This window comes from Enterobacter cloacae complex sp. ECL411, assembly GCF_021869665.1.
GTDB classification, from domain to species: domain Bacteria; phylum Pseudomonadota; class Gammaproteobacteria; order Enterobacterales; family Enterobacteriaceae; genus Enterobacter; species Enterobacter intestinihominis.
In genome coordinates, this window is sequence record NZ_CP091486.1 from 549,076 (window position 1) to 575,436 (window position 26,361).

Annotated in this window: 28 protein-coding genes; 13 read left to right on the top strand and 15 right to left on the bottom strand. The window is 50.1% G+C overall.

Going from position 1 to position 26,361, the window contains the following annotated elements; translation table 11 throughout:
• Positions 1-12: 12 nt before the first annotated feature.
• The 6 genes from L3069_RS02645 to L3069_RS02670 form a co-directional block, all read right to left on the bottom strand.
• A complete protein-coding gene (locus L3069_RS02645) occupies positions 13-333 on the bottom strand; it encodes a DUF5375 domain-containing protein (protein WP_017694614.1) in 321 nt (106 codons plus the stop codon).
• A complete protein-coding gene (locus L3069_RS02650) occupies positions 330-590 on the bottom strand; it encodes a hypothetical protein (protein WP_017694615.1) in 261 nt (86 codons plus the stop codon). Before L3069_RS02650 ends, L3069_RS02645 begins: the two co-directional genes overlap by 4 nt.
• Before the next feature lie 71 nt (positions 591-661).
• Positions 662-1,111, bottom strand: a complete 450-nt coding sequence (locus tag L3069_RS02655; protein ID WP_017694616.1) for a hypothetical protein — start codon at positions 1,109-1,111, stop codon at positions 662-664.
• Positions 1,104-1,403: a hypothetical protein gene (locus L3069_RS02660; RefSeq protein ID WP_017694617.1), complete on the bottom strand. Its 300-nt coding sequence runs from the start codon at positions 1,401-1,403 to the stop codon at positions 1,104-1,106. The genes L3069_RS02655 and L3069_RS02660 overlap by 8 nt, the downstream gene beginning before the upstream one ends.
• On the bottom strand, positions 1,396-1,950 hold the full coding sequence (locus tag L3069_RS02665) for a host cell division inhibitor Icd-like protein (protein WP_236901903.1): 555 nt from the start codon (positions 1,948-1,950) through the stop codon (positions 1,396-1,398). Before L3069_RS02665 ends, L3069_RS02660 begins: the two co-directional genes overlap by 8 nt.
• Positions 1,947-2,213: an AlpA family transcriptional regulator gene (locus tag L3069_RS02670; RefSeq protein WP_026094409.1), complete on the bottom strand. Its 267-nt coding sequence runs from the start codon at positions 2,211-2,213 to the stop codon at positions 1,947-1,949. The genes L3069_RS02665 and L3069_RS02670 overlap by 4 nt, the downstream gene beginning before the upstream one ends.
• A gap of 551 nt (positions 2,214-2,764) precedes the next feature.
• On the opposite strand from L3069_RS02670, the gene L3069_RS02675 reads away from it, so the two are divergent.
• The 7 genes from L3069_RS02675 to L3069_RS02705 all read left to right on the top strand — a co-directional run bounded on the left by L3069_RS02675 (position 2,765) and on the right by L3069_RS02705 (position 7,854).
• A complete protein-coding gene (locus L3069_RS02675; RefSeq protein ID WP_063136023.1) occupies positions 2,765-3,508 on the top strand; it encodes a hypothetical protein in 744 nt (247 codons plus the stop codon).
• Positions 3,509-3,510: 2 nt separating this feature from the next.
• Positions 3,511-3,729: an ogr/Delta-like zinc finger family protein gene (locus L3069_RS02680; RefSeq protein WP_017692852.1), complete on the top strand. Its 219-nt coding sequence runs from the start codon at positions 3,511-3,513 to the stop codon at positions 3,727-3,729.
• A gap of 28 nt (positions 3,730-3,757) precedes the next feature.
• Positions 3,758-4,321: a phage polarity suppression protein gene (locus tag L3069_RS02685; RefSeq protein ID WP_017692853.1), complete on the top strand. Its 564-nt coding sequence runs from the start codon at positions 3,758-3,760 to the stop codon at positions 4,319-4,321.
• A gap of 656 nt (positions 4,322-4,977) precedes the next feature.
• Positions 4,978-6,120 (top strand): nucleoside triphosphate pyrophosphohydrolase family protein, encoded by a 1,143-nt coding sequence (locus tag L3069_RS02690; protein WP_017694620.1) that lies wholly within the window; start codon positions 4,978-4,980, stop codon positions 6,118-6,120.
• Positions 6,065-6,811, top strand: a complete 747-nt coding sequence (locus tag L3069_RS02695; protein WP_126313375.1) for a uracil-DNA glycosylase — start codon at positions 6,065-6,067, stop codon at positions 6,809-6,811. Before L3069_RS02690 ends, L3069_RS02695 begins: the two co-directional genes overlap by 56 nt.
• A gap of 51 nt (positions 6,812-6,862) precedes the next feature.
• Positions 6,863-7,255, top strand: a complete 393-nt coding sequence (locus tag L3069_RS02700; RefSeq protein ID WP_126313376.1) for a hypothetical protein — start codon at positions 6,863-6,865, stop codon at positions 7,253-7,255.
• Positions 7,246-7,854 carry a hypothetical protein gene (locus L3069_RS02705; RefSeq protein ID WP_154232970.1) on the top strand — a complete coding sequence of 203 codons (609 nt, stop codon included), beginning with the start codon at positions 7,246-7,248 and terminating at the stop codon, positions 7,852-7,854. Before L3069_RS02700 ends, L3069_RS02705 begins: the two co-directional genes overlap by 10 nt.
• A 73-nt stretch (positions 7,855-7,927) precedes the next feature.
• Here the strand turns inward: L3069_RS02705 and L3069_RS02710 are convergent, their stop codons facing one another.
• Positions 7,928-9,184 (bottom strand): integrase arm-type DNA-binding domain-containing protein, encoded by a 1,257-nt coding sequence (locus L3069_RS02710; RefSeq protein ID WP_017694622.1) that lies wholly within the window; start codon positions 9,182-9,184, stop codon positions 7,928-7,930.
• A 330-nt stretch (positions 9,185-9,514) separates the two neighbouring features.
• On the opposite strand from L3069_RS02710, the gene L3069_RS02715 reads away from it, so the two are divergent.
• Both L3069_RS02715 and L3069_RS02720 read left to right on the top strand, forming a co-directional pair.
• Positions 9,515-10,765, top strand: a complete 1,251-nt coding sequence (locus tag L3069_RS02715) for a tyrosine-type recombinase/integrase (RefSeq protein WP_063136044.1) — start codon at positions 9,515-9,517, stop codon at positions 10,763-10,765.
• Between the two features lie 292 nt (positions 10,766-11,057).
• Positions 11,058-11,729, top strand: coding sequence for an EAL domain-containing protein (locus tag L3069_RS02720; protein WP_063136045.1), 672 nt, complete (start codon positions 11,058-11,060; stop codon positions 11,727-11,729).
• A 43-nt stretch (positions 11,730-11,772) separates the two neighbouring features.
• On the opposite strand, the gene L3069_RS02725 is transcribed toward L3069_RS02720, so the two are convergent.
• From L3069_RS02725 to L3069_RS02735, 3 genes are all read right to left on the bottom strand, one after another.
• On the bottom strand, positions 11,773-13,632 hold the full coding sequence (locus tag L3069_RS02725; RefSeq protein ID WP_063136046.1) for a hypothetical protein: 1,860 nt from the start codon (positions 13,630-13,632) through the stop codon (positions 11,773-11,775).
• Positions 13,625-13,825, bottom strand: coding sequence for a hypothetical protein (locus L3069_RS02730; protein WP_045623478.1), 201 nt, complete (start codon positions 13,823-13,825; stop codon positions 13,625-13,627). The genes L3069_RS02725 and L3069_RS02730 overlap by 8 nt, the downstream gene beginning before the upstream one ends.
• 132 nt (positions 13,826-13,957) lie before the next feature.
• On the bottom strand, positions 13,958-14,992 hold the full coding sequence (locus L3069_RS02735; RefSeq protein WP_045623477.1) for a major capsid protein: 1,035 nt from the start codon (positions 14,990-14,992) through the stop codon (positions 13,958-13,960).
• Positions 14,993-15,284: 292 nt separating this feature from the next.
• Between L3069_RS02735 and L3069_RS02745 the strand changes: the two genes are divergently transcribed.
• Positions 15,285-16,453 (top strand): IS3-like element ISEc52 family transposase gene (locus tag L3069_RS02745; RefSeq protein ID WP_085929673.1). Its coding sequence is split into 2 segments (ribosomal slippage): positions 15,285-15,534 and positions 15,534-16,453, totalling 1,170 coding nucleotides; the frame shifts between segments, so codons are not numbered across the junction.
• Between the two features lie 65 nt (positions 16,454-16,518).
• Here the strand turns inward: L3069_RS02745 and L3069_RS02750 are convergent.
• Both L3069_RS02750 and trpS read right to left on the bottom strand, forming a co-directional pair.
• Positions 16,519-16,917, bottom strand: a complete 399-nt coding sequence (locus L3069_RS02750; RefSeq protein WP_022646912.1) for a hypothetical protein — start codon at positions 16,915-16,917, stop codon at positions 16,519-16,521.
• A gap of 584 nt (positions 16,918-17,501) precedes the next feature.
• The gene (gene trpS / locus L3069_RS02755; RefSeq protein ID WP_038415205.1) at positions 17,502-18,503 is read right to left on the bottom strand and encodes a tryptophan--tRNA ligase; all 1,002 of its coding nucleotides are present in this window, start codon (positions 18,501-18,503) and stop codon (positions 17,502-17,504) included.
• 199 nt (positions 18,504-18,702) lie between these two features.
• On the opposite strand from trpS, the gene L3069_RS02760 reads away from it, so the two are divergent.
• Complete coding sequence (locus L3069_RS02760) at positions 18,703-19,128, top strand: fosfomycin resistance glutathione transferase FosA (RefSeq protein ID WP_038415208.1); 426 nt, start codon at positions 18,703-18,705, stop codon at positions 19,126-19,128.
• Here L3069_RS02760 and L3069_RS02765 read toward each other — a convergent pair.
• The gene (locus tag L3069_RS02765; protein WP_038415210.1) at positions 19,114-20,121 is read right to left on the bottom strand and encodes a LacI family DNA-binding transcriptional regulator; all 1,008 of its coding nucleotides are present in this window, start codon (positions 20,119-20,121) and stop codon (positions 19,114-19,116) included. The two genes, L3069_RS02760 and L3069_RS02765, sit on opposite strands and share 15 nt — an antisense overlap.
• Positions 20,122-20,306: 185 nt before the next feature.
• Between L3069_RS02765 and L3069_RS02770 the strand changes: the two genes are divergently transcribed.
• On the top strand, positions 20,307-21,395 hold the full coding sequence (locus tag L3069_RS02770; protein WP_038415212.1) for a cellulase family glycosylhydrolase: 1,089 nt from the start codon (positions 20,307-20,309) through the stop codon (positions 21,393-21,395).
• A gap of 45 nt (positions 21,396-21,440) precedes the next feature.
• Entirely contained in the window at positions 21,441-22,835 is a 1,395-nt protein-coding gene (locus L3069_RS02775; protein WP_038415213.1) for an MFS transporter, read from the top strand.
• A 34-nt stretch (positions 22,836-22,869) separates the two neighbouring features.
• Here L3069_RS02775 and L3069_RS02780 read toward each other — a convergent pair whose 3' ends face one another.
• Both L3069_RS02780 and L3069_RS02785 read right to left on the bottom strand, forming a co-directional pair.
• On the bottom strand, positions 22,870-24,174 hold the full coding sequence (locus L3069_RS02780) for an McrC family protein (RefSeq protein WP_038415215.1): 1,305 nt from the start codon (positions 24,172-24,174) through the stop codon (positions 22,870-22,872).
• Positions 24,171-26,234, bottom strand: coding sequence for an McrB family protein (locus L3069_RS02785; RefSeq protein ID WP_038415216.1), 2,064 nt, complete (start codon positions 26,232-26,234; stop codon positions 24,171-24,173). Before L3069_RS02785 ends, L3069_RS02780 begins: the two co-directional genes overlap by 4 nt.
• Positions 26,235-26,361 lie beyond the last annotated feature (127 nt).

The window sequence follows — 26,361 nt, forward strand, 5'->3', positions numbered from 1 at the left end:
TTATTTTCTCCCTCAGTGCATAACAGGCGATTGCATGTGACGGGCGCAAAGTTCATCCATTACGGCAAGCCCGAGAAAGGACAGTGACGGAGCGGCTTTCAGTGGACCAGCTTCCATTAAATCCTCCAGCAGCGCACAGGCAATCTGGCGACCTTTCTCCTCGCCATGCTGGCGCAGGTAGAAGCCCTCCAGCTCGTCGGCAATGGTACTTTCCAGCGCGTCGAGGGTGAGGTGCGGGTAGCGGTGCTGACGTTCGCATACTGTCAGCCACGCACAGGCGACAGCGCGGCGATACAGCGCGGCGCGTAATATGGGCGGTAGTGGCTTTTTCATACGTTACCCTCCCCGGTCAGCCAGCGCTGATTGCAGTGTTCGACCACGCCGTTGAGCTGGGCGGTCATAAGGTAAATCACGGAGGTGAGCTGTAACTGCTGCGCAGGGTCACGACGAATGGCCGTACAGTCCTGCACCTGCATCAGATCGCCGACGAGCTGGCCGACGTTGCGAAGGTGTTCAAGGCATTCAAGGTCTGCCCGGCTGATGGTGGGCTGATTTATATTTTGCGGCCGTTCTGCACTGTTAACAGGCATAATTTCGTCTCCTGAGGTCGTGCGTATCCCTGCGCAGATACGCACATTTAATATTCGTTATCGTTTTGTAATTACAGATAATGGCGGTAGCTGTTATCCGGTTTTATTTCCGTTTCCGGCCTGAAATTATTTCGCCATTTATACGCCACCGGTGCCGGGCGTTTAACCGGGGGAATATCGTCAGGATATTTATCGATATTCCGCACCCGGTATTTCTGTAATTCCGGGTCTGCGGCAAGCTCACTCAGAACAGCATGGCGGTTTTCAGGACTGCGTTTAAATACGTCGGGAGACTCGCAGGTAAATTCACGCAAAAAACGACCGAGTGGAATTTCTGCCATATCACCAGTAGCGATAATACGAATGAGGATGGTGTAGGTGCGCCGGTAGGGATTCCAGACTTGCCCCGGGCAGCGGTACGGCATATCCCATGGAATACCGTCGGCCAGAATGCCTGACACCACCACGTCAGGAAAGCCTGAACAACGGTATGTTTCACCCGGCTGAGGGAAATCAAACATGGTGCTCCCCTCCATTCCCCGATGTCGTGGCGAGAAAGTCACGGCACAGGCCTTTGGCTTTCAGCTCTTCCAGTACGTAGCTAACGTCCTCATGGATATAACTAAAAATCTGCGGCAGGTATAGCTGGTGTAGACCGTTCAGTTCACGGTGCAGCAAATCTCCACCAATGAACTGTGAGACGGCGCTTGCGCGATTGAGTTTATGATACGCCTCTATGCTGAGGTGTTCCTGCATGGGGTTAAGGTCATCACGACGCGCTGAGACGGTCTGAGGTGTGTTTTTATTAGGCATGTGACACCTCCACAACCGGCAGACGGGCGGCAAGGGAAAGCACGTATTCGCGGACAAGGGTGCGACGGGCGGCCAGCTCGTCACCGGCAACGGTGCGGAGCATACAGATACGGGGCTTACGGTCTGCGCGACGGACGGCGGCAAACACAAAGACAAACTGCGGGTGTGACGGGGTGAGGGTCGTAGCCATAGGGGCAACCTCCTTGAAGTAGCGGTTATTGCTACCACCAGAGTTCCTACACTCATGGGTGGTAGCCCGGACGGGGGTAGGAATACCGGCCTTCAAGGAAACCGGCCAGCCCGAGGGCTGCCCCGCCCGGACCACCATTATCTGATACAGGCTGGTGTGAAACCACCACAGCCCAAAAATAAGGTGTGCCTGAGCAACGACGTAAAAAAAGACGCATGGCGCGTCTGGTGTCGCCTTGAAGTAACACGGGTTCCTACGCCCGGCTGTCGATTTTGCGACAGCGACAAAAATGTACCAGGAAACACACAACAGATGCAAGCCAGAAAAAGGGGCTTTGTGAAAACGGTTCTGATTCATGCGTTGTATTTCCGGTTACGGTGGGCGATACGTTCTTCCATCCACGCCGTGATTTCAGATTGTAGCCAAGCGACATTCTTACCCCCGAGGGAAACCTGAGCCGGGAAAGCATCACGGGCAATTAAATCGTAGAGCGTGGAGCGGGACAGGCCGCACTGATGAATTACTTCCGGAAGACGTAAAAAACGTTCCTGAGCCGGGGATGAAACCGGCATCGGGTGCGTGCCAGTGTGGGTCGATAGTGCTGATGAAACTGTATGCATAACGCTACCTCGTTAATATCCGCAGAGATCCGGACGTTTCCGTCCGGTATCAGGTAGCGCTCTATTTTGTGAATATTTTGGTCTGATGCAACAAGTGAATTTTGTATGAGGCATGGCACAGACTGTCTGAATTTTGAGCAGCAAAATTTCAAATTGCTTTAAATGACTTTAAATGGCTTCAGGCGGAAATAAGAATTTATCTTCGATTAATTACACCTATGGTTATATGTTAATTAATAGAAATTAACGTAATTATGAGGCAATGCTAAATTTCTATAGCGTGAACAGTTGGTGAACAGTTGGTGAACAGTCACAACCTCAACTGTTCACCCCTTATCTTACTGTATTAATTGTCTTTTTCTTTTCAGTGAACAGTGGTGAATAGTTATAAGTAAAAAAACAAACGATGAGTAAGGTTTTGCTGAGACCTTTCTCTGGCCAGCCGGGTTTTGAGTGCTGTTTGTGCCAGAACTGCCACAACTGCAATGAATCGAGATGTTGTGTGATGAAGGGCAGAATCATTACAGGTTGAATAAACGGAGAGCCTGAACATGAAACCCGAAACACTCATCACCGCCCTGCAAGATGTAGCCGCTCAGCAGTACGCAGAGAACAGTCCGCACATCACCGACAAGCTGAGCGCATTCACTGCTGCCAGAGACACCCACGCGGCCAGCATGCAGGCGCTGAAAGAGATTGATACGTCCATTGAACGCTGTAAGCAGGAGCGGCAGACAGCCCTCGATGAGAGCGCTGAGGCGGAGCAGGACTGGCGCAGCCGCTTTCGCACCCTGCGCGGCAGTCTCACGCCTGAAATGAAAGCTGAGCACAGCAGGCGTATCGCCAGTCGCGAGCTGGCCGACGAGTTTACCGGCCTGATTGCGGAGCTGGAGACTGACCGAACACGCGCCATGCTGAATGCCTGCTCCACCGGCAATAAATACCTTTCAGCGCATGAAGATGCCTTTACCGCTTATGCCGGTGCGGAATGGGCTCAGGCTGTCAATGCGGTTCCTGTCGCCCTCATCCGCGCTTTCCTGCTGCGTGTTAGTGCTCTCGAAATGAAGGGTGAAAGCGCCCCGCAGTCCGTGGCCACCGGCGAGCTGCGCGATGCGCTGAGCCGTCAGGGCAGCCTGTATCACTTCGATATGACGCAGGAGCCGGTGTTGTCCGTAACGGGCATGCACCGGCCGCAGATTACTGACGTTGATACGGAGCTGTTACGCAGCCCTGCGAAGAGAATGATGCTTGCCAGAAAGCTGGCTGAAAATGGCGAGACAGAAGCGGAGGGGTAAGCATGTTTCACTGCCCGTTCTGCAAAACCAGCGCGCATTCCCGCACCAGTCGCTATCTGTCCGATAACGTCAAACAGCGCTATCACCAGTGCATGAACATCGAGTGCTCGGCCACGTTCCGCACGCTTGAATCCATCGACGGGGTTATTCGTTCACCGGTGACAGAGCCGGTTATCCCGCTACCCGCACCGGCGGCCACCGTTAACCATGCCGGTGCGTAAGCACGGCCAGTCATCAGGAGAAACATACGTGACCACACTGACGCTACAGAAAGCCTTTGAGGCCTGTCAGGCAAATAAATCCGCCTGGCTGCAACGCAGGGAAGAACTGACGCAGGCCGAACAGGCATACCGCGAACAGCTTGCCGGCAGCGGCCACAGCGGCCGGAGCCTGCAAACCCTGCGCGAGATTATCGACGTGAAAAAATGGGAAATTAATCAGGCTGCCGGTCGCTATATCCGCTCGCATGAGGAGGTGCAGCGCATCAGTATCCGCGACCGTTTAAATGATTTTATGCAGGTGCACGGCGCGGAGCTGGCCGCCGCCCTTGCCCCTGAACTGATGAATTATCCCGGGCAACACCCCGCCGTTCAGCGCTGCGCCATGCAGCACTCACTCGACTATCTGCGCGAGGCGCTACAGCTCTGGCTGGTCGCCGGTGAAAAAATTAATTATTCGGCGCAGGATAATGACATTTTAACGGCCATCGGATTCAGACCTGACGCGGCTTCGTGCGATGATAGTCGTGAAAAATTCACGCCTGCACAGAACCTGAATTACACCCGCCGCCGTGCAGAACTGGCCGTGCAGTAGTCCGCTTAAAAATCCCCGAAAATCCCGCCATTTTTACGTATAAAAGCCATGCATGCATAGGTGCATGGTTTTGCATGCGTTTTAACGACACTGAATTCCCCGCCAGCGCCAGCACTGGCGCACCCTGAGGCCGATCATGCATCTGCATTAAAAGCGCCCCCTTAAGCGGGCAGGCGAGGCGGGGAAAGCACTGCGCGCCAGCGGTAAAGTATTTATTTAATGATATTTAATTTCGCGGCCTGAGCGTCGCTGCGCTGCGCGGGTTCGCGGGAGTGTCGGTGGGTAGGTCGGAGATATTTGAAGGCGTGACGAGCCTTTGAGGTTATCAGAAGACGAGGGCAGAAGTGGAGAAATGAGTTCTGAGCGCAAGATCACAAAAAATAAAATTATTATGTCCATAAGAGTGCCGGATATTCTTTTAGTCTAGCTCCTTATAAGTAGGATACCAGATGGAAAAATAATCTATTATTTTTATTTTACAGCAAAACATAGATAAAAAACCCACCTTTCTTTATTTTCCAATATTTTACATAAAAATAATAACCACCACCCTTACTAATCAACAAGTTATAATTCAATAAAATTCAACTTGTAAAAAACAATTACATGATATAAATAATTTTAACTAAGCTTACATTCGGTATTGGAGAGTCAAAATGATTACCTATAGCGATTATCAAGAAAGTGTTCGTAAGTCAGATAAACTACCTACCGACAATCCTCGTTTTATAGTATTGGGTTTAGTAGGAGAAGTCGGTGACTTAGTAAGCCTAGTAAAAAAAGAGCAAAGAGACTCATTAAAAGCAAATACAATTGAAGAGCATCTCCATGAAGAATTAGGTGATGTCTTATGGTACGTCACATCGATAATAAACAGAGAAAACTTCAGGATTGATAACATAGTAAATAATGCAATCCAGAAAATAAACTTAAAAGAAAATAACATCCAGCCATCTACACTTACAAATTTAAGTTTAATTGACTCCTTCTCGACAAACAACAACTTAAAGTTAAACACAGTAGAAATATCACTTCAACTAACTATTTCCCTTGGTAGCTTTGTTTCTCTCTACTCATCAAAAAACACAAACAACCATAATGAAAAAGAAATTACAATTTCTATCTTTGTAAGTAATCTGCTACTGTTCTGCTTTTCAAAAAAAATAAGCATATCAAGAGCGATAGACTATAATTTAAAGAAAATAAACAGCAGGTGGCCTGATAAATACATATACCCAGATCCATTTGATATTAATTATGCCAATTATGAAAGATTCCCACCAAAGATGGTTTTTGTTTTCAAGGAGATTAGTGTAAGTAATAAAAAATATGTAATACAGCAATGTCAGGGGGTTAATATAGGCGATCGTCTAACAGACAATAAAAAAGATAAGGATGATTACAGATTTCATGACGTTTTTCATATATGTTACGCTGTTCACTTAGGTTGGTCACCAGTCTTAAGGGCTTTATTACACCTGAAAAGAAAAAGTATTTCGTCAACAGATGAAAATCAGGATGGTGCAAGAGCAATAATTATAGAAGAAGGGATTTCAACCTTCATTTTCAGCAGAGCAATAAAACAGTCATTATTCGAAAATGTAACACGCCTCGATTATGATATTTTAAAGTTCATTCAAGAGTTTGTTAAAGGCTATGAAGTTGATAATGCTTATTTATGGCAATGGGAAAAAGCAATATTAGATGGATACAATATATTCAGAAATTTAAAAGAAAAAAGGAATGGTAAAATCACTGCTGATTTTGAAAATCACATTGTTTTTTTTGAAGAGATTTAAAATGAGAAGAAAAAAAGAACATGTAGCCATACTTAAGTTACTATCACAACTTAGGGATTTTACTAGTGATAATGTTTTCAATCCTTATAGAGATATATGTAGTATTCATGACACTGAAGGAGCCCCTAATCTTCGACTAAGCAATCTGGAGCGCTACCTAACAGCCAGTTTAAGTCTAAGAATTGATGCGATCTGGGTTGGGCGAGATCTAGGGTACCGGGGAGGGCGTCGAACTGGGCTAGCATTAACAGATGAGTTTCATCTTGATCTTGCAGCTAAAAGTCTCAATACCGATTCATTTTACAAATCGACCAAAACTATTTGTGTCAAGGAAAGAACTGCATCCGAGGTTTGGAGTCTAATTAATCTTTTAGATGAACCTCCTTTTTTATGGAACATTTTCCCATTTCACCCCCATGAAAAAAATGATTCCATGTCAAACAGATGCCATACAAAAAAGGAGTTTCACCAAGCTTCCTTTTTTTTTCTAGAGTTGATGAAGATTTACAAATTCAATAAAGTATTTGCCCTAGGGAGAGATGCCTCAAATGAACTAAATTATTTAGGGGTGAAACATAGCATAGTCAGACACCCTAGCTATGGTGGACAAACTGAATTTAGAAAAACAATCCTTTTATCTTCTGGAATGAGTATAGAAGAGAGAACTAAAAACTATAGATTGGATATATAGAGAGGAAATATGAGTAAAGCGTGCGTTGTATATATAGCAGAAACAGAATATATGTTAGATGAAGTTGAATCTCGTCTATCAAACGAGGGTTATGACATATGTCTGGTGGAATTACAAAACTCTTGGGATAAGGAAACGAAAACACCCGAGCTATTAGAATGTCAGAGAAATGCTGATGTTTGTATTTTTTTACTCGACGAGAAATGCGAAAATTACCCATCATTTAGCGGTGCTGTGAGCGGTGCAAAGGGACAAGGTTGTAACATTATTGGTATTAGAGGTAAGTCTAATTATATCCCGAAGGAAATAGATGAAAAAGCAAATTCAGTACTTCCAATTAAGAGCCCATCGGTGTCATCCAGCCTTGGGGGAACAAGCATCTGGGAGGATTCGGAATGTAATCCAATGACAAAAAGAGATATTAATAGAGTTAAATGCCAATGAAAAGAAGAATATTCTCATACAAAATAGTTAGGGATTTTGGGTTCGCCCCAAACCCTTTCCATGATTACTGTACGCTTGCAACATGCAAGCCAAAAATAAGAAATTCTGCCCAGCCCGGCGATTTGATTTTTGGATGTGGGAGCTCTCACCTGAATCTAAAAGATAAACTCATTTATGTGATGTTAGTTGAAGAAAAAATGTCATTCCAAGAATATTGGGAAGACCAGAGATTTAAATATAAAAAACCACATTTTTATAGTAATAAGCAGAATGCTTTTGGAGACAATATTTATCATGTTGATAGCAATGGTAATTGGACTCAAGAGGACTCTCATCATAGTTTTGAAGATGGGCGGATTAACCAAGATAATATGGATAGAGACTTAACGAGCCTCCATGTTTTGATAAGTACAAATTTTATTTACTTCGGCGATAATTTTATTGATGCACCTATTTTCCCAACAACAGGTGAGAAGATCTATCCCAACTCACGAGATTATATTACTAATTTTAGTGATGAAATGGTGAACCAAGCTTATGATTGGTTTATAAATTATCCACATAAAGGTTGTATTGGAAGCCCTATATCTTGGATATAAAATGTTTGACTTGCCATGCTTTGAAGAGAAATCTTCGTTGCATGGCATTCATATGTATTGAAAAAACCAAAGGCTATTTATTATTAGCAAAATCATAAGGGCTAATATACATTTTTTTATTTGCATCTATATAATTAGCCCACCATTGAACCATCAGTCGGCGCTCATCTAAATGTTCAGATGTATGAATATACGCTGCACGTACATTATTACGCTCCGAATGGCTCAACTGCCGTTCTATCGCGTCATCGCTCCATAATCCTGACTCACCCAACGCACCACGCGCCATCGTTCTAAATCCGTGCCCGCAAACTTCGGTTTTCGTGTCATAACCCATGGCACGCAACGCACTATTCACCGTGTTTTCGCTCATGACCTTAGTTGCATCATGATCTCCGGGGAAAAGAAGCTCTTTATCACCACTGATTTTCTTAAGCTGTTCCAACAACACCATAGCCTGGCGACTAAGCGGAACGATATGTTCCTCTTTCATTTTCATTCCACGATACGAGTAACGTACACCTTTAATTTCCTCTCGTTTTGCAGGCACACGCCACAGCGATTTATCAAAATCAAATTCTTCCCAACGAGCAAAACGCAACTCACTTGAACGCACAAAAGTTAACAAGGAAATCTCGACCGCAATCCGTGTCATTATGCGGCCACGATATGCAGCAAGACGAGCAAGAAACTCAGGGAACAGACTAGAGGGTAAAGCAGGATAGTGTCGTGCTTTGGTTGTTGATAAAGCACCAGCCATATCACTGGCCGGGTTAGAGTCGATGTAATCATTCTGCACGGCATAACGCATAATGGCCGTGACACGCTGCTGAAGACGCTGCGCGACGTCATGTTTGCCACTGGCATCAACTTTTTTAATCGGGGCTAACAGGTGGCTGGTTTTGAGCTGGCGAATGTCAGACGAACCGATATGAGGGAAGATATAAAGCTCAAGATAGCGAAGAACGCGCGATCGATGGTCTTCACTCCATCGCTTGTTACTGGCATGCCATTCGCGAGCAATGGTTTCAAAAGTATATGCTCCCGCGTTTTCGGCCTGAGCTTCTTTCTGTTCGGCTTTTGGGTCAATGCCCTGTACTAACAGCTTTTTAGCTTCGTCGCGCTTGGCTCTTGCCTGAGCAAGCGTCACGGTAGGCCAAACACCAAAAGCAAGGCGATCCTCTTTTTTGTCAGAGGGGCGTCTGTATTTCATGCGCCAGTATTTAGACCCCTTAGCCGAAACTTCGAGATACAAACCGCCGCCATCGGCCATTTTGTAGGTTTTGTCTTTGGGCTTTGCGGTCTCTACCTGCCTGGCGTTGAGCTTCATTTTGGGGGCACATTTCTAATCGAAGTTAAGATGCCCCCAATTATGCCCCCAATGACATCCGGATTTCAACGGACAACCTCGGACAACTCAGGACGTAAAAATCGCTGCAAGCATTGATTTTTAAGGGATAATTGGACTATCTCGGATGATCTTGGAAGTACTAATGGTGCCGAAGGCCGGACTCGAACCGGCACGTATTTCTACGGTCGTTCGCTTGTCTGACAAGCTCCTGCAATCCTTTGAATCAACTGGAAAAACAGGTAAAGACTTCGACATTTCACACTATTCAAAATCATGTGCAAAAGCCCTGACAAAATAGCTGGGGTGAACATGATTTACAAGCGAGATCGTTACTTAGTTTTAGATCCATGCGGAAACTATCTGGTGAGGATCGCCATACCAAAGTACATGCGTCATCTGTTCGGAGGACGACACAACTATGTGAAGAGCACAGGCACACGCGATGTGCGCGAAGCCCGTCTCTTTCGTGATGCGGTTGCCCTGGAGTGGTTTAAGATTCGTAACCTGGTAAAGCCACAGCGTGATCGAGGCTCGAAGGTTGAGCAAATACTGAATGAGCTACGCCGGATCGGGACGTATGCACACGAAGCGCCGGAACCATTAAGCGCACCTGTAATGAGTTGCCCTTCCCTCTTGAGGATGCGGGATCAATACATTCTCCAGTTCAGCGAGAAGCGCAAACTCACCACGTTATCGAAGACCAACAAGGCCGTAGAAGTGCTCTTAGAACATCTGAAAAAGCGTGATGTTCAGCTTCGTGACGTTAACCGAACCACCGTTACAGGCTGGCTTGATAAGCTCAAGACGGAGAAAGCACCACAGACCATACAAAACTACGTCAGCGCACTGGCGCAGATCTGGGATCTGGCTCGTAACCGTTACCACGATGCACCACAAGAAAACATCTGGCGCGGTCATGGTCTCGAAAGCAAAAGTAGCAAGGTGAGCTATGAAGTGTTTGAGCCTGGCGAATTAGCGAAAGTGTTCGCAGTGATGGCAGATGATGAAGAGATGCAGAACGTAACGCTGATCGGGATGTATAGCGGTATGCGCCTTAATGAAATCTGTTCGTTACGTGCAACCAACATCAAGGAGATCGAGGGGGTGCTATGCTTCGAAGTGACAGAGGGTAAGAGCAAATCAGCCGCCCGTATCATCCCCTGCCACAGTCTGATCACTCCGTTGGTGTTGTCGCTTCGTGAGAAGCCCTACAACGGCTTTTTGTTCTATCGTGCGTCAATCACTGACCGTGCAGACGGAAAGCGCTCTACGTGGCATTCACAGCGTTTTACGAGGGCTAAACGAAAGGCTTTAGGCGAAGCGGGATCAGAGTTGAAAGTTTTTCACTCGTTACGCCACCAGGCCGCGCAAATAATGGACAGGGGCGGAATTGGTCGAGGTAAGTTAAAGCCAGTACCAGAAGACCGCATTGCGCTGCTACTCGGTCACGAGCGCGGCTCTACAGAGAGTTTCAAGACGTACAGCAAGAATGCCGCCTCTCCTGTTGAGCTACGGCAGTATATAGAATTGCTACGCTATCCAGAGATAGAGAATCAATAAAAAAGGGGCGTAAGCCCCTCGTTAACTTATCGAATAGAACATTATTACATTACTTATATATTTAGGTGAATATGAACCAGTATCAAACAAAAAACCGAGCAAAAAAACAACCAGAAATACATCACAAGACTAATATATAACAATCAGCAAACACCCACCGAAAAGTAAAAAGTCATGTTATATCAATCGCTTAGTCAAAACCCTGCATCCGTACCACAAATTTTAGCAATACTATTGCTTTATTGTGATAAAAATTACAATATAATTTTAATTAAAATTTAAGGTATTTGTTATGGATACTACATTCATTGCTGAGCCTATAGTGAGCATTGACGAGAGGTTGTTAGGCGTTGAGCTTCTCACTCGCTTCATTGCCTCAGATGGACGCCCCCTTCACCCTGAATTCGTAATTTCATCTTGGGATTTAGATAGGAAGCGGCTTTTCCTATACGAACAATGTGGAAACATTGCCACTATGCAAACGTGGTTCGAACGAAAGAATCTATTTTGTACACTGAACATTGATCAGCAAATGGCTTTTTTAATACGTCATGACTACATACTTAGACAAACTTTCGAATCGATGCCATTCATCAAACTTGAACTTTCCGAGCTTTTCCTTGGTTTGGATAAGGGATTGAAAAGTCCCTTATTAAAATCGCTGAGCCAGGGTGTAAATGGGCTATGGCTCGATGACCTTGGCGCAGGAAATGCGAATGTAGTTAGTTTGATGGAAGGATACTTTGAGGTTGTAAAGGTAGATCGCTGCTTCTTTAATGAGCAGGTGCAGAAACCAACCTTCTACATGCTAATTGCTTCCATTCAAAAACACTGCGGCAAGGTTATTATCGAAGGGATTGAGGATCGAGAACGTTTGGGAATACTGCGTGAGGTGGGGGTTTGGGGATTACAGGGGTATCTTTTTAAATCTGTCCCTTTTAAAAACGTGGATTTATTGCTGTAGTGTTGAAACCATCAAAAAAAGGGGCTTACGCCCCTTTGATCTATCACCCACCTGTAGACGATTGACCAGACGACATTTGCAGCGTTAGCGACTGTGCGAAGCTGGCTTGAGAAGCTCTCGCCTGGAAGTCTACATAGTCGGCTAATCTGCCTGTATCGGATTGGATTGTCAGTGGTACGGACGGTGCAACCGTCAGGTTAAATGTAGGATTCAGATTATACGCTGGTGGATTGCCGCTATTGAGTGACATTGCAGAATCACGCAGAGAATCACCTGCAAGGTTATATTCGTTCGCCGCTGTCCCTGCTTGCTGATCATCAATACCTAACCACGATTTAATAGCCGGAGCCACTGTCTGAGGATTCCAACCCGTTTGCTCTTGAATCCACCCTGCCGCGCCGTTAGCACTTCCTGTGACGCCATCATAGACCGCCTGAGCTGCTGGCTTATCTTTATCAGCAAACCAACCAGGGAAGCGAGCGCGAAGCCCTGCATTGATGTCACTCACAAGATTGGAGATTTCCCCAACGAAGCCCGACACCTGTTTAGCAAGGTCGCCTAATCCCTCACCTAATAGCCCAGCACTCTGATTGATTGCCTGTGTATTTTTCACCAACTCATCACCGCTATCGGCAAAACTGGACATAAAGCCAGTGAATAGACTGTTATCAACGCCATTCATCAGATTACCCATTGCTACACTCAGGTCACCATATGCCAGAGTTTGCCTTATTTGCTCATCGTTAAGAGTTTGACCACTTTCAACAAGGCTTTTCAGGACGGAGATAAACTGCTCACCGTTATTTTTGAAAAGATCGAGGTAGTGCATCCCATCATCAAAAGTATTTTCGAGAAGATGCCCGATCTCACCGTCTTTCATCCCGCGACGCTGGCCTTCATTTACCACCGATTGTAGGTAATCAAGCGGATTATCTGCATACTGTGAAAGCTGCGATTTGTTCCAGCCAAACTTATTTAACACTTCGTCAACGGCGCTATTTCCACCAGACCATTTACCGCCTTTGAACTGGCTATTTAATAATGTTTCGTTGATTCTCTCGCGGGTATCTTTCCCGAAGCCATCCGTGATCTTGTCAACGCTGGCGCTCGAAACCCCGTGCTGCTGCCCCCAAGATACAATCGCCTTAACAGCGTTAGGATTCAGTTTGGTACGTTCCGACATACGGACAAGCTCAAGATTTTCATCTCCTTGCTGCTTGATACGAGACAAGACTCCTGCCCCGCCAGCTAATGCAGCAGTAGCACCAACAAAGCCAGCACCGCCACCTATAACATTCAGCCCTTTTTCTTTAATACCCTTTGCAGCCCCTGCATAGTCGGTTTTCTTAGCATGTCTGAGTGCTGCCGCCTGTTGCTGTGTAGATGCGGTTATTTTTGCCTGGAGCGCCGCTTCCCTACGCAAGTCCGTTATGCGCTGCCGTATGGTAAAATTCATTCGTTGGCTTGAAATTAGCCCATTTTTAAAGGCTTCTGTTTCTTGTTGAATGAGTTTAAGAGCCTCGTATTGTTTCGCGGGATCTAAACCATACTTGCCTTTAATCCCACGGAGCTGTAAGCCAGCCGATTTAAATTTGATGTCAGCCGTTTCATTACGTTTAGCAATTTTCGCTGCTTCTCTGGCTTGCGCTTTCCCTGCCTTTTCTGCCTGGCGTTGTTGCTTCAAGTCATTGGACGTTTTGGGAGAAGCCGCTTTAGCATCTGCCACTTTTTCCCTTGCTGATTGTCGGCGTGCGCGCTGTGCCTGAAACCGAATTTTCGGATCTTTAATCTTAGAAAAATGGCGTTGAAGATCATCAGCGGCTTTCTTCGCCTCTGCAATGTCCTCTTTCGAAACTTGAAAACGTACCGTGTTGACGATAGAACTTGTGTGAATCTCAAGCATTACCACCGCCTTTCTGATCCAAGAAGTGATGAATTGCCGCTTCGACGGTTTCACCACGGAAAATACGCGCTCTAACGCCCGTATACGAAATCTCTAATAGCTCGCAAAGCTGGCTCACCTTGAGCAGCCCTTCTGCATCGTCTGCACTCAGTCGAACGTGTAAACCACGATTTGATTTAAGGATTAGTTCCACCTGTATTTTTCCTCTTGTTCTGGGGGAAACAAAAAAGGGATGCTACCAGAGCCACAATTGCGCTGTGGGTTAGTAAGCATCCCTCATTAAAGCGCCTGAATATTTCCAGCGAGTCAGGCTCCCGCTTGCTCATTAAGCAGTGATGGTGATTTTCACCTGCATACCTAACGCATGATTGACAGGCAACGCCGAATTTTCGTGCATAACGTGGTACGCATCGCCGCGCTCACTCAGGTAGCCCCAAGAGTAGTATTCAGCAGGTGCTGCATCGATCAGCGCGAAGTTGCCAGAGGCAGCGCCGTAAATATTCTTATAAGGATTTGAGTTGCCTTTGCTAAACACAGGCACCGCCACCATGTCAGCATCATCTGGCATCTGTGCAAGGATCAGCGGATCTGTCACTTTAACAATGTCGATCGGCGCACCAGGCAGACTAAACGTACTAACACCAGGGAGAAGCTCGTGACGCTGGTAGAATAGGTTACGGTCGTCATATGGCGCTACATACTGGAACGCCTTAGACATACTGTCAGAGAAGCGAATCTGGCTAAATGCAGCAGGTTTAGCGAATACGATCACTCGTTCAATCTGTCCAGCCAATCCACCTGCGGCAGCCTGAACTTTGTCTAAGATGGCATCAAAATCCTGTGCCGCTGTCGCTGTATTCACGCTGGCTGTCATTGGCACCACACCGAACAGTTCAGCATAAGAGATCAGTAGGTCATCAGTTGCAGGCGTATAAACTTCACCTTTGAACAGAGCACGGGCCAGGTAAGACTCACGGGTACGCAGATAAGCAATCTTATGTTTGCCAGTGTATTCGGTGTACAGGTCGGTAACGGTTTGCTCGTAGTCCGTTCCTTGCACTCTGCGGCCTTGTACGTCTACAGGTTTAAACTCATCTTCCCTTGCAAACCAAGGAATCTCGATAAGGTATTCTTTGCCATTCTGACGCGCGGTAGTGTCGTGGTTTGATGAATAACGGCTCTGCGGGGTGTTAAACAGGCTGTAGTTATCATCCAGAAGCTGTGTCACCACCACTTTCGGATTCTGAACACCTACCCCGTCGAATAGGTCGAGGGCATTCATAAGATAGTTACGTTCCGGCAGAGCCTGGAAGATTGGCGCTAAATCGACCATCTCACGCCCAATTGCGATTTTACTCATTATTTATCTTCCTTGATTAAGAGGTGAAGAATGGACGGCATACGAACCCTTTGGATTCGAGCGTGGTGATAGCTGCGGCGTGATTAGCTGCGTTCAGGTTGTCGGCTTTCAATGCTACGAAGCTGCCAACATTAGGCGCACGTAGGACATTTACCGTTTTACCGTCGCCAGCACTGACGGCATCGGACACCACCACAAAGGCATCATCGCCGGAGGTGTATGAAGTGGTTTACTGAATTTGGCCACCTGAACAGAGGTGATATGCTCACCTCAGAACAACACAGGTGTCATAATGAAAAAAAGAAATTTCAGCGCAGAGTTTAAACGCGAATCCGCTCAACTGGTCGTTGACCAGAACTACACCGTGGCAGATGCAGCCAGCGCTATGGATGTCGGCCTTTCCACAATGACGCGATGGGTGAAACAATTACGTGATGAACGGCAGGGCAAAACACCAAAAGCCTCCCCCATTACCCCGGAACAAATTGAAATCCGTGAGCTCAGGAAAAAGCTACAACGTATTGAAATGGAAAATGAAATATTAAAAAAGGCTACCGCGCTCTTGATGTCAGACTCCCTGAACAGTTCTCGATAATCGGGAAACTCAGGGCGCGTTATCCTGTGGCCACTCTCTGCCATGTGTTCGGGGTTCATCGCAGCAGCTACAAATACTGGAAAAACCGTCCTGAAAAGCCAGACGGCAGACGGGCTGTATTACGCAGTCAGGTACTTGAACTGCATGGCATCAGCCACGGCTCTGCCGGAGCAAGAAGCATCGCCACAATGGCAACCCAGAGAGGCTACCAGATGGGGCGCTGGCTTGCTGGCAGACTCATGAAAGAGCTGGGGCTGGTCAGTTGCCAGCAGCCGACTCACCGGTATAAGCGTGGCGGTCATGAGCACGTTGCTATCCCGAATCATCTTGAGCGACAGTTCGCCGTAACGGAACCAAATCAGGTGTGGTGCGGTGATGTGACCTATATCTGGACGGGTAAGCGCTGGGCGTACCTCGCCGTTGTTCTCGACCTGTTCGCAAGAAAACCAGTGGGCTGGGCCATGTCGTTCTCGCCGGACAGCAGGCTCACCATGAAAGCACTGGAAATGGCATGGGAAACCCGTGGTAAGCCCGTCGGGGTGATGTTCCACAGCGATCAAGGCAGCCATTATACGAGCAGGCAGTTCCGGCAGTTACTGTGGCGATACCGGATCAGGCAGAGTATGAGTCGGCGTGGAAACTGCTGGGATAACAGCCCAATGGAGCGCTTCTTCAGGAGTCTGAAGAACGAATGGGTGCCGGCGACGGGCTATGTAAGCTTCAGCGATGCAGCTCACGCAATAACGGACTATATCGTTGGATATTACAGCGCACTAAGACCGCACGAATATAATGGTGGGTTACCGCCAAACGAATCAGAAAACCGATACTGGAAAAACTCTAACGCGGTGGCCAGTTTTTGTTGACCACTTCAACTTTAATACCGCTACGGGTGATATTGAACTGACCAAAGTGATAGGTAACGGGCATGTCATCTCATGCCCGTATTAAGAAAAAACCACTCGTGCTTTATCTGCTCTTTCACAGCCTTAACCAGCACAGCATGGAGTTCGCCAACGGTTAAATCGCGTATCACAGGTTCGGGAATGCCTCGTAGCCTGCGAATCAAGCGGCAGATACCAAAGTAATCTATGCCCTCGGTGCTAAAAAGAAACTCGTTTTCAGCGAGGGAAAAAATTTTCTCATAACCATCTTCTTCAGTGACGAGCGTAACGCCAAACGCTTCCTCGCAGTCTTCAATCAGGGCATCGCCATCCATGCCGCATATATCGAGGTCGGCTTCGATTAGGGTGTTCTCATCAATGCGCTTGCGATGATGTCCCGAGGACTGACGTACAACCTCAATGACCTGCGAAAGAGTGGGGTACATTATGTTGGATTCCGTGGGTGAAGAAATGACGTAGACATTGATTAATAGACCGAATTAACGTCTGGGATTTATTATTGAAGGTACAAAGAAAATCAAAACAGTCCACGCAAACATCCCAATGATTTTTAGCGGCCAGGGTTCGAATACATCAAAGCACACAATTGCGCCTATAACTAATAATGGCCCTCCCAATAATTCCACTATTCCTTCTAAGATCGATAACTTATGAGGCAATACACGATTCAGTAAAACGGCCATGAAATGTGCGCATCCTAAAGTGATGATTATTGCTATAGTGCATTCTTTCCAGTTATCAGTGACGCCCACGCATATGAGGCATAACACAATCACAAAAACACAAAGTAACGTATTCAGCATGGAAATAATAAACTTACTCATAATGCTTGCCGCGACGTTTAAAATAAAAAGAGTCTATAAATATAGCGCTCTTAACAGAATGACAAACAACTATGGCTAATAATGCGTTTAAGAATTATTGCGCCTTGCTTATTTTCGTAATAAAAGAGTTAGCGGCTTCATGCCGGTACCATACACTCCACCGCGAACTCTCTTAACTCACACTCTCAAAACACCGGCACCCCCAACCCCACCTTCACCTCCCTCAACGTCTCCTGCGTCACCCCCTGCGCCCGTTCTGTCCCGCGCTTCAGCATCGCCATCAATTCCCCCTTATCCCGCATATACATCGCTCTCCGCTCCCGCATCGGCGCAATCAGCTCCTGCAAACACCCCTCCAGCTCGTTCTTACACGCGCGGTCACCCAGCCCGCCCGCCTGATAGTGCGCCTTCATCGCCGCCACTTTATCCTTGTCCGGATGAAACGCGTCGAGGTACGTAAACACCACGTTCCCCTCAATCTGCCCCGGGTCGCTCACCTTCAGGTGGTTCGGGTCGGTGTACATGGCGCTGACCGCACGGTGGATCGTCTCTTCGCTGGCCGAAAGATGCAGCGTGTTGCCCAGCGATTTCGACATCTTGGCGCTGCCGTCGATGCCGGGCAGGCGGCTGGTGTCGCTCAGCATCGCCTTACAGTGGCGCAGCACCGGGGTGGGCAGCAGGCTGTTCATCTTGTGCACAATCTCGTTGGTCTGCTCAATCATCGGCAACTGGTCGTCGCCGACGGGCACGCACTCGGCCTTAAACGCGGTGATGTCCGCTGCCTGGCTGATGGGGTAGGCCATAAACCCGACCGGCAGCGAGCGGGCGAAGCCCTTCTGCGCAATCTCATTTTTCACCGTCGGGTTACGCTCCACGCGGGCGACGGTGACGACGTTCATATACAGCATCGTCAGCTCGGCGAGGGCGGGCAGGGCGGATTGTAGGCAGATCGTGGTCAGGTTCGGGTCGATGCCGGCGGCGAGGTAGTCGGCCAGCACTTCGGGGATGTTGTCGCGGATTTTCTGCGGGTTGCTGCCGTTGTCGGTCAGCCCCTGCAGGTCGGCAATCAGCACAAACTGGTTGTGCGTCTGCTGCAGCGCCACACGCTGGCGCAGCGATCCGACGAAGTGGCCAAGGTGCAGCGGGCCGGTTGGGCGATCGCCGGTGAGGATGGTGGGTGCGTTCATAAAGACTCCTTAACGTTGTAATGCCGAAAGGGGTCTTAGATGTGAGAAAGCCGCCTTTCGGCGGCTATCTGAAAATGGGAAAAACTACTCCGCGCCGCCTTTAAGAAGGCAGCCACCAGCGGTTTACGGTGAGCACGGCGTGGTTTATGTTCATGCTTTTACCGTATCACGTCCGGCGCGAAAAATAAAAGGGCACGTCATGCTGCAATCACTCAACCATCTGACCCTCGCGGTCAGCGACCTGCAAAAAAGCGTCACCTTCTGGCATGAGTTGCTGGGGCTGACGCTGCACGCCCGCTGGAATACCGGGGCCTATCTCACCTGCGGCGATCTGTGGGTCTGCCTGTCGTACGACGAGGCGCGCCAGTACGTGCCGCCGCAGGAGAGTGACTACACCCACTACGCGTTTACCGTGGCGGAAGAGGATTTTGAACCGCTCTCGCAAAGGCTTGAGCAGGCGGGCGTCACCATCTGGAAGCAGAACAAAAGCGAGGGGGCGTCGTTCTATTTCCTCGACCCGGACGGGCACAAGCTGGAGCTGCACGTGGGCAGCCTCGCCGCGCGGCTGGCGGCGTGTCGCGAGAAGCCCTATGCGGGCATGGTGTTTACCTCAGACGAGGCTTGAGGCGCGCACTTTCAGCCTGCCCGCCAGCGTCACGTGCGTGGCGGCATCTTCCTGATTGCACAGGTACTCCACCGCTAGCCGTCCCAGCTCGCTGTAGGGCAACTGGATACTGGTCAGCGGCGGGGTGAGCTGCTCGGAGATCTTCTGGTCGTCGTAGCCCGCCAGCAGCATGTCCTGCGGGATACGCACGCCATTCACCGCCAGCGCCTGGTAGCAGCCAATCGCCAGCCAGTCGCTGGCACAGAAAATGGCGTCCGGGCGTTCGGTCAGTTCCAGCAGGGACGTGGTGGCGGTAAAGGACTCGCTGAACTGCCAGTTGGTCTGGCGCACCAGGCTCTCATCACACGTTAAACCGGCCTGCTTCAATGCCGCCTGGTAGCCCGCCAGACGCTGGCGCGAGGCCTCCATCCAGCTCTCGCCGGTGATGTGGGCGATACGGCTGGCGCCGCAGGCGATGAGGTGTTTAGTCACCTGGAAGGCGTTGGCGTAGTCGTCCGGGATAAACGACGGCAGCAGCGGCGAGCCAGGGTCGCGCTGGTTGAGCAGCACCAGCGGGATGCGGGTACAGTCCTGAAATGGCGTCATATCGACGACGTTCGTGACCGGAGAGGCAAGGATAATCCCAATGCAGTTGCGCTTGTCCAGCTGGCGGATGATGTTCAGGGCCAGCTCCACGTCGTCGCCGTAGTCGTAGACGGTGAGCAACGTTTCGTTGCGCCACGCCGCTTCCCGCGCCTGGCTGATGGCGTCGATAAACGGGTCGAAGCTCTGCAACGAGCTGACCAGCAGGGCGATCTCCTCCTGGTTGCGCGGAGCGTGAATGGCAGGAAGACGGTCGTAGCCGAGCTCGGTAGCGACGCTAATCACCCGCTGGCGGGTCTCCTCGCTAAGCTTGATGTTGCGGGACTGGTTAAGCACCAGCGATACCGTCGCCTGCGACACGCCCGCCGCCCGCGCAATATCGTTCATCGTCACCTTCGTTTTTCGCTTCATCCGTCCTCTCCCTTTCGCGAATTTGCATCATACCCTAACCGCACGCTTTAGCGCCGCCGATCACGTTTCTCATTCATCGAAGCGTGAACTTTGTGAGAGGCGTCGCTTTTCTTTGCACCGCGATTTGCGCATTTATCCCACAGCTAATATTTATTAGCTAAACATTATCAGCAAGAGGATGCGTAATGAAAGAGCAGTGGAGTAAAGAACAGGCACAGGCGTGGTATCAGCAAAAAGGCTGGCTGTGCGGGTTCAACTATCTGCCGTCGACAGCGGTGAACTGGACCGATATCTGGCAGGAAGAGACCTTCGATGCCGCTACCATCGAGCGCGAGCTGGGCTGGGCGGCGGAGGCGGGCTACAACACCCTGCGCATCAACCTGCCGTTTATCGTATGGGAGCACGACCGCGACGGGCTGATGGCGCGCATCGACCGCTTTTTGACGATTGCCGACGACAACGGGTTCAGCACCATGCTGACCCTGATGGACGACTGCGGTTTCTCCGGCGATGAGCCGTACCTCGGCCCGCAAAAGCCGCCCGTACCGGGCAAACACAACAGCCAGGCGGCGGCGAGCCCGGGGCGCGACAAGGTGTGCGATCGAGACTGCTGGCCACAGATTGAGCGCTATATCCGCGACGTTGTGCGCCAGTTCCGCGAGGATAAGCGCGTATTGCTGTGGGATCTGTATAACGAGCCGGGAAACCGCGGCATTTTCGCGACGGGCACGGAAGAGGTGTTGTACGACGAGAAGCTGGAGACCTGCGCGCACGTGTTGATGAAGCTGGCGTTCCGCTGGGTGCGTGAGGAAGACCCGACCCAGCCGCTTACCGTCTGCGCCTGGCGTCTGCCGGCGGAAGAGGAGGGCGAGACGTTTTATCAGCACCCGCTGGACCAGACCGCGCTGGAACTGTCGGACGTGGTGAGCTATCACGCCTACACCAATACCGGGCGCATGACGGCGATTATCCAGCAACTTCAGGCGCTGGGCCGCCCAATCTTCTGCACCGAATGGCTGGCGCGTCACGTGGGCGGCACCATCGAAGAGCAGCTCCCGCTGATGTACATGGCAAAGGTCGCGCCGTATCAGTGGGGGCTGGTGCGCGGTAAAACCCAGACCTGGCTGCCGTGGCCGGTGGTGATGAAGGAGTCCACGGACTACTGCCGCCTGTGGTTCCACGACGTGTTCGAGGAGAACGGTATCCCGTTTTCACGCGCTGAAATCGCGCTGATGAAGAAGCTGCGCAATATCGCCCCGGATCCGCAGGGCTAATAATAACGACCCGGCGCGCTGTCGCCGGGCAACCAGGTACGCACTATGGCAATGACAATGAAAATACCGTCTCGCGAGTTATGGTCCTACTTTGGCTATGGTTTAGGTCAGTGTTTTAGCTTTGGTTTAGTGGGTTCGTTTATAAACTATTTTTACACCGACGTGCTGGGGATCTCGGCGCTGGCGGCAAGTACCATCTTCCTGATTGCCCGCGCGTGGGACGCGGTTCACGATCCGCTGTTTGCCAGCATTATGGACACCATTAACAGCCGGTTTGGCAAGTTTCGCCACTTTTTACTGATTGCGCCGCTGCTGATTACCGGCGTCACTCTGCTGGCGTTCTATAAAATCGAAGCGGACATGACCACCAAAATCCTCTACGCCGGGGTGACGTATATCCTGTGGGGGACGCTGTACGCCATCTCCGATATCCCGTTCTGGTCGATGTCGTCGGTGATGACCAACGACTCCGGCCAGCGCACCCGCGCGGTAACGGCGGCGATGCTCGGGGTGAACGCCGGGATTGCCTGCGCCAATATCTTCTTCCCGAAGCTGGCGGCGTTCTTTGCCCAGTACAGCAACGATAAAGGCTACTTTATGGCGGCGCTGGTGATGATGCTGGTGGGGCTGCCGCTGATGCTCAACGGCTTTATGCAGATCAAAGAGCGCGTCCCGCCCAGCCCGGAAAAGGTGACGATGCGCGACACCTTCCACAACCTGCGCCAGAACAAGCCGCTGTTTATCGTCCTGCTGTCGTTCTTTTTCTGCGTGTTCCATAACGTGGCGGGCGGACTCTATATCTACTTCTTTATCAACAACATGGGCGACGGCAGCCTGCAAATGGCAATTGGCGTGATGGGGATAGTGGCGGCGGTGCTGTGCCTGGTCGCCCCGCTGCTGACGCGCCGGATACAGAAGCGGAAGCTGTTTATGATCCTCTGCGGGCTGGACGTGGCGGTGCGCGTGGTGATGTGGTTCACGGGCTATCAGCACACGGCGCTGCTGTTTATCCTGCTCGGCCTGAGCACGCTGTTCGTGATGATGACCAACATCCTCACCTCGTCGATGATTGCCGACACCATCGAGTACGCGGAATACCACACCCACAAGCGCTGCGCAGCGATCACCTTCTCCGGGCAGACCTTTACCGGCAAGATGTCGGTGGCGGTGGGCGGCGGGTTAATCGGCGTGTTTTTGACGATGATCAACTATGTGCCGCAGGCGCAGATCCAGAGCGAAGGCGTACTGTCGGGGCTGTTCTTTGGCATTTGTTTGTTGCCGGCGATTGGGTCGCTGATCCGCATGGGCTTTATGTCGCGCTTTACCTTTACCGAGGAGAAGCATGCGGAAGTGTGTCGGCTGCTGGCAGAACGCAGGCGGGGGAGCGAGCAGAATGGCATCGTGGATGAGGCGTTGACCCGCCCGGTATCGGTCAATTAATCGCTTCAGACGCCTGCTTTGCAGGCGTCTGCTTCTAATTCCGCAGCTTCAGGGACTCGGGGAGGTGGAGTATCGAGCTCTGAATACTGGTTCCGATGGTAAAAGGGACGATCCACAAACGTAGCGCATGGCTGTCCGGCTTATGAAGTTCGAAGGGATGGGGAAGCGCATCGCTAAAACCGTCATGCTGCGGGTAGATCAGGATCATATCGCCGCGGCTATCGAGATATTTCGTTCCGTAGGCCAGCATCTGGTAAAGATCGCTTTGCGAAATGTTAAAGCCAGGTTTATGAGGCTTAATCTTTTTCCATTTCGTATCGCAAATAATTGAAGAATGTTTCGACGTGTCATACGGGCGAAGCCAGATATCCGGCTTGAGTCTAAACATATACCTGGTGTGATAGCGAGCCAGAGTGTGTGTTTTTGCTTGGGTATCAATTTGGTAACGTTGATGATGATGATGCCTCATCCACGCCGCAACAAAGGATTCAAATACCGCTTCCATTGGAAAGAGCAGCGATATGGCATCAGCATGACCCTGCATACAAAGTGGTGACTCCCCGTGTAGGATCAATTTGGCCCACTCCAGCGCCTGTTCATAGTGATGCATATGCCTGTCGAGGCGAACCAGATCGAACGCGTGAGCGGTATCAACAACGGGAGGAATACCTTCGAAGGCCGACTGCAAGGGGCGAAGCTGCTGGATGAGCTGAGGGTTGCGGGTCAGGCGCGAAACCGTATCGATGGCCGTTTTGAGAATGCGGTTCTCCGGTCGGTCAACACTGTACTCGTCATACTCCACCTGAAAGCGATCCCGGCGAACGCTATTTGTCGACAGTTGTGCTGAAACCCGCAGTTTTCCCTTCATCCACGGTAGATTCTCCTGCTGGCGAAGGTAGTCACGCTTAAGACCCTGCAGCAGGACCGCCTGGACGCTCTGGATAAATTGATGAATAAAGATATCCATCAGCGGCATGCGCGAGGTTTTAATACTGGCGGAGGTTGTGGCGATGTGCCGGAAGGTTTTCAGCGTGCGCAGCATCATCATCAGCTGTTCGCGGGCGTTATCATGGCCGGTCTTTGGCAACACCTCGATGAACGCTCCTCCCGGCAGCGCAATGACGCCGACATAGTTTTTCACCTGCAGCACCTTCACGCGCCCGACCGTTTTCAGCGTCAGCAGGCGCGCGTCGTATTCCGCATCGTCGTTCAGGCAGCATTGCTCCAGCCACGCAAAACAGGCCGGAGGAAGCTCCACTGCGTCCTTAACCCGGCCGCTGTCCTTTTTACTGACCAAATAACCGTATTCAAAGGTGGACCACTGCCGCCGCCCGGTCATTCGTCGTTCTCCGCGCCTCGCGCACCTGCATCGTAAATCTGACGCCAGGCGATGGCATTATTCCAGACAGGATCGTCTTCGCCTGCAAGGTGATAGCGCTCTCCCTCTTCCTGCAGATCGTCCGATGCATCCGTTCCAAACAGCCGCTGAATATTTCCCTCGTTTTTGATCGAACGGATGAAGCACAGGGCGGGATCCTGCTTCTGGTTATCTCCAAGGACCAGACGAATTTTCTGCCAGTCGTTGTAAAAGTACTCCTCCAGCAGCGGCAGTACTTTATTTTTCATCACCCGCTGCAGACGGGCGAAAGCAATGTCATCGTCCTCCGTCTCAATTACCGGTATGAAAAAAGCGTGCCCGAGCGTGTGCTCGCTATCGTACAGCGCCTCAATGCGTTCATTGAGCATCTGCAGTAGCCGTTTGAGATCGATACCTTTGATGACGTGGCCTTCCAGAATGGAGGCTTTCGGCAGCATGGCCTTAAACTCGAAGCGGCGGCGCAGGGCGGTGTCCAGAGCGGTCAGGGAACGGTCCGCGGTATTCATGGTGCCGACCAGGAACAGGTTGTTTGGCACGCTGAATTTTTCGCCCGAATAGGGTAGCGTCACGCTCAGGGCCTCGGGTTCACCCATGCGCTTGGATTTCTCAATTAAGGTGATGAGCTCTCCGAAAATTTTGGAGATATTGCCACGGTTAATCTCGTCAACAATCAGCACGTAGTTCTGGCGTTTTGCCGGTGCATTTTTTTTCGGTGTGACGGGAAGATTATAATTATCATGAAGATAGTTGAGGATACCCCGGACATACGACTCGTTGTGGATATCAATCCCGTTGTTCTGATACCAGGCTTTGATGTCCTTCACGTAGGCGTTGTATCCATTCCCCAGATCCCCTTTTTTGCTGTTTAAAGGGAAGATGCCGAAGTTCGTTTCACTTTTATAGGTGACGCCGAACGGTTTACCTGATGTCGTTTTGAGCGTGGCGGCTTCGCCATTCAGCAGTTCTTTTTGAAACTTTGATAGCGCCTCGTTCAGCGCCAGCTGTTCACCTGCGTAACCAAACGCCGCATCCTCACAGATTTGCTTAAAGACGCCGGATTTAATGTCATAGCGAACGTTACCGTCACGGGTGGTATCGGCGCGTAGCCCTTCAATAAACTCTTCATAACCAAAGCTTTGGTGGAAAGTGACAAAGCGGATGCGCTGTTCGGAGACCAGCCGGTCATAAAGCGCTTTAAGTGCGTTCCGGTAATCACTGCCCTGAAGGCCATCCAGCAGGCGGGAATACTCAGCGGGTTCACAGGCGCGGACGGCATGCTCAACGGTGGAATAGGTTTTACCCGTCCCCGGAGGGCCATAGAGAATGACGTTCAGTGGAACATCCGCCACGCTCTCATCCGTATCCTGATCGTCGTCTTCGGCCCAGGACTCGCTACCTACCAGGCCGATATCACTCTTATCTTTGATGAAATGCGTGTAGAGATGCCACAGCGACATATTGAGTTCGACAGGGTCTACATGGCCGCCCAGCTCGCGGTTCAGAGCCGCCTTCAGCTCCAGGTTTTTTTCAAACCACGTCCCTTTCCCGGCGAGCCCAAGCCCGAAGCGGTTATTACAGTAGTTATAAATGCGGGAAAACATTTTGGTATTTACCACGTTCGAAACCCGCTCAGGGTACAGCGTGGCAAAAGCCCGGTGACACAACGCCCAGTACTGTTTCTTGAGAATGGATTCGGCCTTAAGCGCCTGTAGCTTGTTGACCACCTTTTCATATACGGCCGGGGTGCAGCCCTGTGCCATCAGGGTTGTGATTTCCCGCAGGTGAATCTGGGCCGCATTGTATTCGTTCTGCGACATTCCACCCTGTTTAATGCTGGCGACGCCGTTGGAGCGTTCATACCAAAGTGCCTTGATAAGGCTTTGATCACGAAACTCGGGTCGCTCTGTCGCTACGCGTTTGACCATCTGGTGATAGGCTGGCCCCCATTTAGGGCTGTATCGGCTGTTGTTATTGATATGCTCATTAAAGAAGGGGGCTAACGCGGTGCGATCCTGAACCATCACAAACTCCGGAAGTCGGGTAAAGGCGGTAAAGGTCAGTATTTTATAGGATTAATCTGAATGGTGTCACTGCTTGTTCAGGTGGGTTGAGGTGAAAAGGGGGCTGTCGCCGTTGGCGTCAGCCCTC